This window comes from Corynebacterium sp. HMSC04H06, assembly GCF_001815935.1.
In the GTDB taxonomy this organism is placed as follows: Bacteria; Actinomycetota; Actinomycetes; order Mycobacteriales; family Mycobacteriaceae; genus Corynebacterium.
In genome coordinates this window covers 1-9927 of sequence record NZ_KV823432.1, presented here as the reverse complement: position 1 = coordinate 9927, position 9927 = coordinate 1, and the positions used below count along the sequence as shown (strand labels likewise).

At 66.5% G+C, this 9927-nt stretch carries 8 protein-coding genes and 1 pseudogene; 2 read left to right on the top strand and 7 right to left on the bottom strand.

What is annotated here, in order from left to right; translation table 11 throughout:
• Window positions 1-135 precede the first annotated feature (135 nt).
• The 5 genes from HMPREF3067_RS06690 to trmB are packed head-to-tail and all read right to left on the bottom strand — an operon-like array spanning window position 136 to window position 5353.
• A complete protein-coding gene (locus HMPREF3067_RS06690) occupies window positions 136-555 on the bottom strand; it encodes a DUF3054 domain-containing protein (protein ID WP_070768953.1) in 420 nt (139 codons plus the stop codon).
• Window positions 533-1570 (bottom strand): lysylphosphatidylglycerol synthase transmembrane domain-containing protein, encoded by a 1038-nt coding sequence (locus HMPREF3067_RS06685; RefSeq protein WP_070768952.1) that lies wholly within the window; start codon window positions 1568-1570, stop codon window positions 533-535. The genes HMPREF3067_RS06690 and HMPREF3067_RS06685 overlap by 23 nt, the downstream gene beginning before the upstream one ends.
• A 3-nt stretch (window positions 1571-1573) precedes the next feature.
• On the bottom strand, window positions 1574-3979 hold the full coding sequence (locus HMPREF3067_RS06680; RefSeq protein ID WP_070768951.1) for an MMPL family transporter: 2406 nt from the start codon (window positions 3977-3979) through the stop codon (window positions 1574-1576).
• A gap of 7 nt (window positions 3980-3986) precedes the next feature.
• Window positions 3987-4586 carry an NYN domain-containing protein gene (locus HMPREF3067_RS06675; RefSeq protein WP_070768950.1) on the bottom strand — a complete coding sequence of 200 codons (600 nt, stop codon included), beginning with the start codon at window positions 4584-4586 and terminating at the stop codon, window positions 3987-3989.
• The gene (trmB, locus tag HMPREF3067_RS06670) at window positions 4586-5353 is read right to left on the bottom strand and encodes a tRNA (guanosine(46)-N7)-methyltransferase TrmB (protein WP_070768949.1); all 768 of its coding nucleotides are present in this window, start codon (window positions 5351-5353) and stop codon (window positions 4586-4588) included. Before trmB ends, HMPREF3067_RS06675 begins: the two co-directional genes overlap by 1 nt.
• A 439-nt stretch (window positions 5354-5792) precedes the next feature.
• Between trmB and HMPREF3067_RS06665 the strand changes: the two genes are divergently transcribed.
• The gene (locus tag HMPREF3067_RS06665; protein WP_070768948.1) at window positions 5793-7622 is read left to right on the top strand and encodes a phosphoenolpyruvate carboxykinase (GTP); all 1830 of its coding nucleotides are present in this window, start codon (window positions 5793-5795) and stop codon (window positions 7620-7622) included.
• Window positions 7623-7627: 5 nt separating this feature from the next.
• Here the strand turns inward: HMPREF3067_RS06665 and HMPREF3067_RS06660 are convergent, their stop codons facing one another.
• A complete protein-coding gene (locus HMPREF3067_RS06660; protein WP_070768947.1) occupies window positions 7628-8392 on the bottom strand; it encodes a class I SAM-dependent methyltransferase in 765 nt (254 codons plus the stop codon).
• Between the two features lie 23 nt (window positions 8393-8415).
• Here HMPREF3067_RS06660 and HMPREF3067_RS06655 point away from each other — a divergent pair, with 23 nt between their 5' ends.
• The gene (locus HMPREF3067_RS06655) at window positions 8416-9519 is read left to right on the top strand and encodes a glycosyltransferase family 4 protein (protein WP_070768946.1); all 1104 of its coding nucleotides are present in this window, start codon (window positions 8416-8418) and stop codon (window positions 9517-9519) included.
• Here HMPREF3067_RS06655 and HMPREF3067_RS11360 read toward each other — a convergent pair.
• Window positions 9473-9927, bottom strand: a pseudogene (locus HMPREF3067_RS11360) (hypothetical protein); the annotation flags it as partial. The gene HMPREF3067_RS06655 and the pseudogene HMPREF3067_RS11360 sit on opposite strands and share 47 nt — an antisense overlap.

The window sequence follows — 9927 nt, the reverse complement described above, 5'->3', positions numbered from 1 at the left end:
CGTCGGTCTGGTCGTCGCCATCGGCAACCAGCTGGTACACATCTTCGGCTAATTATCCGCCGAATAAGCCCAAGGCCGGTGCTGCACCCTTCCCAGGGTTCGCAGCGCCGGCCTATTTTTTGTACTAACGCTCGGTTAGCGACGCGGCGGGCGGGTACCGGTCCGAGTGCGGGCGCGCTGTGCTCGCTGGGCGTTGATTTCGGCGACCTCGGCGCGGCGGGCGCGGAAGGCGGCGATGGCGCGCCAGCCGAACATCAGCAGGGCGGACATGATGGAGGCGACCAGTAGGAAGCTGTAGTGCGGCAGCTGGCTGTTGACGATGGACCACAAGATCATGCCGCCGACGATGGTGGAGCACCACACGATGGCGCCTTCGACCCAGCGGCCGGGTGAGGCCTTGATGCTGGTGATGAACACCCAGCCCAGCAGCGCGCCCACGGCCCAGGGCCAGAAGGCGGCCAGCAGCCCGGTGAAGGTGAAAGGCGGGTGGGCGATTCGCGCGAAGAGCGCGAAAAGCATGATGGCGACGATATCAAGCAGCGGTGCGGGACGCATCGGCGTGCTCCTTTCGGTTGAGGGCGGCGTAGGTTAGTCCATTCCGAGCGTAGTGCCAGAAGTAGACAACCCAGCCGATGACGGTGATGAGGGCAAAAGAAATCAGGCGGTAGATCACGGCGGCGCCGGTGGCATCGATAGCCGTCAGGCCGGTGGCCACCAACGTGGCGATGATGGCGGCTTCGACTGTACCGAGCCCGGCCGGGGTGACCTGTGCGGAGCCGGCCAGCTTAGCGGTCAGGTAGGCCAGGGCGACTCCGGCCAGGGTGGTCTGGTCCTCCCCGGCGTGCAGGGCCGGGATATCCCCGGTGATAGCCCACACGCACGCCCACAGGGAGGCCATGTCCAGCAGCCGATTGGCCAGGGAATACCCGGCCACCTGTGCGAACTGCCAGCGGTTCAGGTGGACCTCGGAGAGGTTGCGCACCTGCTTGATGAGCGCGTCGCGCTTGCCGCCGCGCAGGAATTTTTGTCGGGACAGCCAGCGCTCAATGGTGCGCGGGTGGTTGGATATCCAGAAGACCAGCCCACAAAGAGCGACGACTGCCAAAAGGGTCAGCAGTAGGGAGAGCACCTGCATCTGCGCGTTGAGAAAGACCACCCCGCCTAGGCCGATGAGCACCAGCCACATGGTGGATACCGCCGAGGAGAGCACGAAGAACCAGCCGGCCAGGGCGACGGATGCGCCCCAGCCGCGCTGGACGTGGAAGGTGAGGATGGCGGAAAACGCCGGCCCGGCCGGCAGGGTAGTGGACCAGGCGTTGGAGGCCAGCGTGATGGCGATGGCCTCCTTCAGCGGGACGGGCACGCCGCCGGCCCGGATCAGCACGCGCATGACTTCCGCCATGGCGACGATGGCGCCGAGGGAGGCGATGATCACCAGACCTACGGCGAAGGAGTCGGCGGTGCGCAGCCGCCGGAAACCGTCCTGAAGGAAGTCCAGCTCATCGCGAAAGACCCAGAAGAGCACCGCGAGAATCACAAGCGCGGCGACCCACTGCAGCCATTTCTTCAACGCCTAGTTCCTTCCCTGGTCGTTGTTTAGTCTTTTCATTAGCTCGCTAAACGGTACCAGGGAATCATCGGTGGACGTGTTGCGGTTGCCTCGCGCCGGATAATCGCGCTCATCTTCCACGGCCGGCTGGGCCGCGGGTTCTTCTTGCGGTGCGGACTCTCGCTCGTAGTCGGTTGCGTAGTCGGTGGAGTAGTCGGCATCGGTAGCCAGGACGGCCCCGGACTGGGCCGGCATCTCCTCCCAGTGGCCTTCCTCCCTTGTGGTGCGCTGCGGCGCGGTCGCCGCGGCCGCGGGTGCCGGCTGGGCGGCGGCCGGTTCCTTGCCGTGGCCTAGCTTCTCGTAGGCGCGGTGGATGAACTGCGGGGCCCACCAGTTGTCCTCGCGCAGCAGGTGCATGACGGCCGGCACCAGGAGCATGCGCACGATGGTCGCGTCGATGAACAGGGCGAAGATCATGCCGAAGGCGATGTACTTCATCATCACGATGTCGGAGAAACCGAACGCGCCGGCCACCACGATCATGATGAGCGCGGCGGCGGTGATGATGCCACCGGTGTGCGCGGTGCCGTAGGAGATGGCCTCGTCCGTAGTCGCGCCCTTCTTGCGGGCCTCGACCATGCGGGAGACTAGGAAGACCTCGTAGTCGGTGGACAGGCCGTAAATGATGGCGATGATGAGCACTAGGATCGGGCTCATCAGTGGGCCCGGCGTGAAGTTGAGCAGGTCCGCGCCGACGCCGCTGACGAACATGGCGGTCAGGATGCCCAGGGTCGCGCCCAGGGTCAGCAGCGTCATGATGATGGCCTTGGCAGGCAGGACCACCGAGCCGAAGACCAGGGCCATGAGTATGAAGGTGGCTACGACGATGTAGATGGCCATCCACGGCAGCTTGTCGAAGAGGGCGTCGAGGGATTCGACCTCCATCGCGGGCGTGCCGCCGACGTAGAGGTTGACTCCCTCCGGGGCGTCGACGGCCTCGAGCTGGTGGACGATGTCCGCGTAGTCGTTGCGGTCCTGGATGCCGGCGGAGAGTACCGTGATGCCGTCCTTGGTGGCCGTGGACGGGCTCATCGGCTCGGTCAGGCCGTCCATGTCGCGCACCTGGAGGTAGACGTCGGCCAGCTGCTGGTTATCGGCGCCCTCGACCACCAGCTTGACTGGCTCGGTGCGGAAGGTGGGGAATTCCTCGTTGAAGGTGTCCTGGGCAACGCGGGTGTCCTGGCTGGGCGGCAGGTAGGTCTCGTTGATGCCGCCGAAGGCGATGTTGATAAGCGGGATGGTCAGCGCGATGAGCAGGGCGCAAATGCCCACGGTCATCAGTTTGGCCCGGCCCATGGCCCACGCCGGCAGCTTGTACCACCAGGTCTCCTCCAGGCGGCGGGCGGTGCGCTTGGTGCGCCGGATCGACCACTTGTCGATGTTCTTGCCCAGTAGGCCGAACAGCGATGGCAGCACGGTCACGGACAGCAGCGCCGCCAGGCCCACGGCGGAGATCGAGCCATAGGCCACGGACTTCAGGAAGGCCTGCGGGAAGATGAAGAGGCCGGACAGGGCCACAGCGACCATGGCCGCGGAGAAAACCACCGTCTGGCCGGCGGTAGCGGTGGTAATCGCCACGGCGTCTTTGGTGCTGCGGCCGCGGTCAAGCTCCTCGCGGAAGCGGGAGACCATAAACAGGCCGTAATCGATGGCCAGCCCCAGGCCCAGCAACGTGACGACAGCCTGGGCGAAGACGTTGACCTGCAAGAAACCGGCCAGGACCGACAGAATACCCAGCGAGCCGAGGATCGACAGGCCGCCTACGATGAGCGGCATGAACGCCGCCACGACGGAACCGAAGACCACCAGCAGCAACAGGCCGACCAGTGGCAGGGCGGCCTTCTCCGCGCGGGAGATGTCGTTGGACATGCCGTCGTCTAGGGCGTCGGCCACCGCGGTCGCGCCGGCGACCTGCACGGGCAGGTCGGTCTCGTGCAGCGCCGGCTCGATGGCGCGGAAGTCCTTGAGCGTTTGCTCCGCGTCGCCCTTGAGCCCGATGGCGGTGAAGGCGTACGTCCCGTCCTCGTTGATGAAATTCGGGTTCTTTTTGTCGAAGTAGCCGTTGAGGTGGGAAATCTGATCCGGGTGCTGCGCCTTGAGATCAGCGAAGTACTGCTGGGCAGCGTCGAAGTTCTCGTCCGGGTTTTCCACCATGACGATGACGTCGCCGTTGTTGTCGCGCCCGAAGGTGGTTTGCTCGAGCTCGGCAGCCACGGTGGAGGCCGCGCCCGGATCCTCCCAGCCCTCCTGGCTCATGCGGTCCTCCAGGCGGGTGCCGAAGATAGTGAACAGAGCCAGGATCAGCGCGATCAGGATAACGGGGATGAGCTTGCGGTGGGCATAAGAAAATCGGCCCCAGCTATAAAACATGCGGCTCCTAGCGTTCGTCGAGCAAGGCAGAAAGCGGGCGGAAAGGCTGCAACCAGGCGCCGCCGTCGGGCAGGTTGTCCAGGTTGACTCGGGGCAACGGCTCGCGGAAGACGCCGTCGATGTCCTCCAAGTCCACGAAGTCGATGACCGGGTGGGTCACGGCCCAGGAGGCGTGCTCCTGGAAGCCGACCACCGTGACTGGCACGCCCTCGTCGGCCAGCTCCTCCAGGGTCTCCTGGAAATTCTGGCCGTCGGCGGAGGCGACCACCAGCCCGGCGAGCTCGTCGCGGTTTTCCGCGATGTAATCGAGCATGTCCGGGTCCACGTCCGTGTCGTCGTGGACCTTGGGTTTGGCGAAGACGGCGAAACCGACGTTGCGGATGGCCTCGACCCAGGGGCGGATGACGTCCGCCCCGTCCGGGGTCACGTTGGTAAAGACCGCGGCGTGCGGCTGGGCATCTAGGTCCCAGGCCTCGCGCACGGTCCAGCGGCCGATGGCGTCGAAGCGCGGGCGGAAGGCGGCGGTCGGGCGCCCGCCCAGGATGGCGCCCAGCCCCATGTCCATGTTGGGCGCGTCCCAGACGAGCAGCAGCTTGCGGGTAGTCATTACTGCGGCCTCTTTTCCCAGAGGTATTCCTTAATAACGTGGTCTTGGTCTAGGCCCTTGCCCTCGAACTTGGTGATGACCTGGCGGTCGGTCAGCTGCGGGCAGTCGGGCCACGGCCAGCCGCGGTAGCGCAGGGTGGGCTCGACCTCGACGAGCTCATCGATCCACTCGGCGTAGCCGGCGTGGTCGGTGGCCACGTGCAGCACCCCGCCCGGCTTGAGGCGGGAGGCGAACAGGTTCAGCGGCCCGGACTGGATGATCCGGCGTTTGTGGTGCCGGGCCTTCGGCCACGGATCCGGGAAGAAGACGCGGATGCCGTCCAGGGACTCCGGCGCGAACATGCGGGCGAGCACCTCGATGCCGTCGCCGCGCACCATGCGGATGTTGTCGATGTCCTGGCGCACCACCTGGCCCAGCAACTTGGCCAGGCCCGGCTTGTAGAGCTCCACGGCGACGATGTTGGTGTCCTGCTCCAGCGGGGCCATCGCCGCGGTGGAGGTGCCGGTACCCGAGCCGATCTCCACCACGGTCTTGGCGCCGCTGCGCCCGAACCATTCCTCTATATCGATCCGCTCGTCTTCCAACACCCGGCCCAGGCGGGGCCAGTGCTCGGCGAAAAGCGCCTGCTGGTTGTCGGTCAGGCTGCCACGACGGAAGGTCACGTTACCCAGGCGCGGGTAGTCCAGCCCGTCGTTAAACTCGGTCTGCAGCGGGCGGCCCGGCGGCATTTCGCCCACGGCGGTAGGGGTGTTACTAGAGTTATCCATCGTGGTCTATTGTTCACTTAGCCAGCGCAGTTGGCAATTTGCCGCGCCGCCGGCGGCGGCAAAGCCGCCCGCAGAGCCGGCAGTGGGGAAAGAAAATAAGGAATAGGCCGCAAGCTGCTGCCGAATTCGCGCGCGGAGTGGAGCCGGTTATGACCAGCCGGGCGAAGGCAGGCTGCTTGGGGGTGGCGCCATGGGTGGGGTGGCGGCTCGGCCCGCCGAGTCGATCCCCCGGACGGGGGTATAAAAACTATGAGGTTGCCGGTGACGGTATGGCGTACCCTCGGTTAAGTTGTGGTAAACAGTGTGGATATATCCAGTGCCCGGCGAATTGTCGGTACTTGCGTCGGCTGGCGCGTTACGCTGGAGGTGGAATGCTCTCTAAGACATAAGTCATGGCTTAAGTCTGACAACGTGAAGAAATAAACCCAGGAGACTTTAGATGACCGCCGAAATTAAAGGCCTTGTTGGACAACTTCCGACTGACAACCCGGAGCTTATCGCGTGGATCAATGAGAACGTAGAGCTCTTTCAGCCGGACCAAGTGGTCTTTGTGGACGGCTCTCAGGAAGAAGCCGACCGGCTCGCCGGCGAGCTGGTGGAGAAGGGGACCCTGCTCAAGCTGAACGAGGAAAAGCGCCCGAACTCCTACCTGGCCCGCTCCAACCCCTCGGACGTCGCCCGCGTTGAGTCCCGCACCTTCATCTGCTCGGAGAACGAGGAAGACGCCGGCCCGACCAACAACTGGGCCCCGCCGGCCGCGATGAAGGAAGAGATGACCGAGGCCTTCCGCGGCGCCATGCGCGGCCGCACGATGTACGTCGTGCCTTTCTGCATGGGCCCCATCAACGACCCGGACCCGAAGCTGGGCGTGCAGCTGACCGACTCGGCCTACGTGGTCCTGTCCATGCGCATCATGACCCGCATGGGCACGGAAGCGCTGGAGAAGATCGGTACCGATGGTGCCTTCGTGCAAGCCCTGCACTCCGTCGGCGCCCCGCTGGCCGAGGGTGAGGAGGACGTCGCCTGGCCGTGCAACGAGACCAAGTACATCACCCACTTCCCGGAGACTAAGGAGATCTGGTCCTACGGCTCCGGCTACGGCGGCAACGCCATCCTGGCGAAGAAGTGCTACGCGCTGCGTATCGCCTCCGTCATGGCTCGCGAAGAGGGCTGGATGGCCGAGCACATGCTCATCCTGAAGCTGACCAACCCGGAAGGCAAGAACTACCACATCGCGGCCGCCTTCCCGTCGGCCTGCGGTAAGACCAACCTCGCGATGATCACGCCCACCATCCCGGGCTGGAGCGCCGAGGTCGTCGGCGACGACATTGCTTGGCTGCACCTGCGCGAGGACGGCCTGTACGCCGTGAACCCGGAGAACGGCTTCTTCGGCGTGGCCCCGGGCACCAACTACGCCTCTAACCCGATCGCCATGAAGACCATGGAGCCGGGCAACACCCTGTTCACCAACGTCGCGCTCACCGATGACGGTGACGTCTGGTGGGAGGGCATGGACGGCGACGCCCCGGCTCACCTCATCGACTGGACCGGCGAGGATTGGACCCCGGACTCGGCCACCAAGGCTGCCCACCCGAACTCCCGCTACTGTGTGCCGATCTCCCAGTGCCCGACCGCCGCGCCGGAGTACGACGACTGGCAGGGCGTGAAGATCGACGCCATCCTCTTCGGCGGTCGCCGCGCCGACACCGTCCCGCTGGTCACCCAGGCCTTCGACTGGAACCACGGCACGATGATCGGCTCCCTGTTGGCCTCCGGCCAGACCGCTGCGGCCGAGGGCAAGGTCGGCGCCCTGCGCCACGACCCGATGGCCATGCTGCCGTTTATCGGCTACAACGCCGGCGACTACCTGCAGCACTGGGTCAACATGGGCGAAAAGGGCGGCGACCGCATGCCGGCCATCTTCCTGGTCAACTGGTTCCGCAAGGGCGACGACGGCAAGATGCTGTGGCCGGGCTTCGGCGAGAACTCCCGCGTGCTCAAGTGGATCATCGACCGCATCGAGGGCAACGTCGGCGCCGAGGAGACCGTCATCGGCTCCACCGCGCGCGCCGAGGACCTGGACCTGCACGGCCTGGACGTGGAGATCGACAAGGTCAAGCAGGCCCTGGCCGTCCACGCCGAGGACTGGTCCGGCGACATCCAGGACAACTCCGACTACCTGAACTTCTTGGGCTCCCGCGTCCCGCAGGAAGTCTGGGACCAGTTCGACGCCCTGAAGTCGCGCGTGGAGGAGCACCACAGCGCCTAAAGGGCCTAGGTGCTGGCGCGCAGCACCAGCACCAGGTTGCTGACCAGAAATTCTCGCACCCCGGGAACGCGGGTCAGCCACCACGCCCACCGCGGGTGATAGCGCGGGAAAGCCAACAACAGTTGGGCGTTCCCGCGCTTTTGCGCGTTTTCGGCCCACCGCAGCCCGCGCGCGCAGCTGACCGCGAAGAGCGAGGTGCCGAAGACGTTTTTCGGCGGGTGGCCGTGGCGGCGGGTGTAGTAGTCCCTAGCGAACGCCCCGCCGACGTAGTGCTGCCACAGGCCGGTCTCATGTCCGCCGAAAGGGCCCAGCCACACGGTGTAGCTGAGCACCACCAGGCCGCCTGGGCGGGTCACGCGCAGCATCTCCTCGGCCAGTGCTTCCGGGTCCGGCACGTGCTCGGCCACGTTGGAGGAATACACCACGTCAAAGGTGCCGTCGGCAAAGGGCATCCGGGTGCCGTCGCCGCGGACGCTGTTGGCCAGTTTCAGTCCCGCCGCGGACATCTCACCGCTGTCGGGCTCCAGCCCGATGTAGCGGGCGCCGCGGCGGTCGAAGGCGGCGGCGAAATAGCCCGGGCCGCCGCCGACGTCGAGGACGCAGGAGCCGCGGACGGCAAGTCCGGCATCGTGAGCCAGCCGCCCGATGAGCTCAGCAGTGTCCTCGGCCAGGGGACCGTAGAAGGCGGCGGGGTTGGTCTGCTCCTGCGGGAAGGCCCGCAGGAGTTGCCAGGATCTGCTCAGCGTGGCCAGGGCTCGGGTGTAGCGCATAGCCACTAGGCTAGTAGCTCGACATGAAAATACTTCTACTCTGTTGGCGCGATTCCACCCACCCTCAGGGCGGCGGCTCTGAACGCTACCTGGAGCGGGTCGGCGAACACCTCCCCGCTCACGGCCACCAGGTCATCTACTGGACCTCCCGGCACATGAACGGCGCGCGCCACGACAAGCGCGACGGCGTGAACTACTGGCGCGTGGGCGGCAAATACAGCGTCTACCCTTATGCCCTGGCCGCCATCCTGGCCGGCCGGGTGGGGCTGGGCCCGCTGCGCGGAATCGACGTGGTGGTGGATACCCAAAACGGCATCCCGTTTTTCGCCCGCCCCGTCGCCGGGGTGCCGACGATCCTTTTGACTCACCACCTCCACAAGGAGCAGTGGCCCGTGGCCGGCCCGGTGTTGGCACGCCTGGGCTGGTGGTTGGAGTCTCGCGTGGCGCCTGCGGTCTACCGCGGCGCGCCGTACGTGACCGTCTCGCCGGCCTCCCGCCAGGACTTGGAGACCCTGGGCGTGCACGGGGCCGAAATCATCGAAAACGGCGTGGACCCCATCCCGCCGCACGTGCCGCACCTGGCGCGCGAGGCCGCTATCCACCTGGTGACCCTGTCGCGCCTGGTGCCGCACAAGCAGATCGAGCACGCCATGGACACCGTCGCGCAGATCCCGGAGGCGGTCTTGGACATCGTCGGCTCCGGCTGGTGGGAGCACAGCCTGCGCGAGTACGCCGAAAAGCTCGGCCTGGGCGAGCGCGTGCGTTTCCGCGGCCAGGTCACCGAGGACTACAAGCACGCCCTGCTGGCCCAGGCGGACCTGCACCTTATGCCCTCCCGCAAGGAAGGATGGGGGCTGGCCGTTATGGAGGCGGCCCAACATAGGGTACCCACAGTGGGATATTCCTTCGGCCTGCGCGACAGCGTCCGCGACCAGGTCACCGGCCGGCTGGTGGACACCCCGGCGCAGCTCCTCGAGGCCACCCGGGGCCTTATCGCCGATCCGGCCGAGCGCGAGCGCCTCGGCGCCGGCGCGGAAGAATTCGCCGCCCAGTTTTCCTGGGAGACCACCGGCCGCCGGTTTATGGATTTGCTCGCGCGCGTGACCGGTACAACCAGCGCACGATAAGCCCGGCCGCTAGCGGGGTTAACAGCCAGGCCACAACCAGGCCCCAGGGCCGCGGCTGCGGGCCGGCATCGGTCTCGGCGACAATCTGGCCGCCCTCCACGACCGCGCCCACGCCGAGGCTCTCCAAGCGCCGCAAGTCGCGGTCCTGCCACGCGCGCTGGGCGGCCACCCAGCGCGGTGCCGGGTAGTCCACAACTGCGCCGTCGACGCGCAACGCGCCGGACTGCACCTTCGCCGCGGCCTTGGCATACGGATCCACGGCCACGCCGCCGGGGACCTCCACCAGCTCCGGCCGGTCGGCGAAGAGGGTGTCCCGGCCGCCCAGTTGGTGGACTAGGGCGCTGTCCGTGCCCGCCGGCCGCGGCTGCAGCGGCGCCACCGCCCGGGCGGCGTCGGGGACCAAGAGGG

Bases quoted from the DNA above. Each gene is read 5' to 3' on its own strand.
- HMPREF3067_RS06690 (WP_070768953.1), bottom strand. From the start codon at position 555: ATGCGTCCCGCACCGCTGCTTGATATCGTCGCCATCATGCTTTTCGCG.
- HMPREF3067_RS06675 (WP_070768950.1), bottom strand. From the start codon at position 4,586: ATGACTACCCGCAAGCTGCTGCTCGTCTGGGACGCGCCCAACATGGAC.
- HMPREF3067_RS06680 (WP_070768951.1), bottom strand. From the start codon at position 3,979: ATGTTTTATAGCTGGGGCCGATTTTCTTATGCCCACCGCAAGCTCATC.
- trmB (WP_070768949.1), bottom strand. From the start codon at position 5,353: ATGGATAACTCTAGTAACACCCCTACCGCCGTGGGCGAAATGCCGCCG.
- HMPREF3067_RS06655 (WP_070768946.1), top strand. From the start codon at position 8,416: ATGAAAATACTTCTACTCTGTTGGCGCGATTCCACCCACCCTCAGGGC.
- HMPREF3067_RS06665 (WP_070768948.1), top strand. From the start codon at position 5,793: ATGACCGCCGAAATTAAAGGCCTTGTTGGACAACTTCCGACTGACAAC.
- HMPREF3067_RS06660 (WP_070768947.1), bottom strand. From the start codon at position 8,392: ATGCGCTACACCCGAGCCCTGGCCACGCTGAGCAGATCCTGGCAACTC.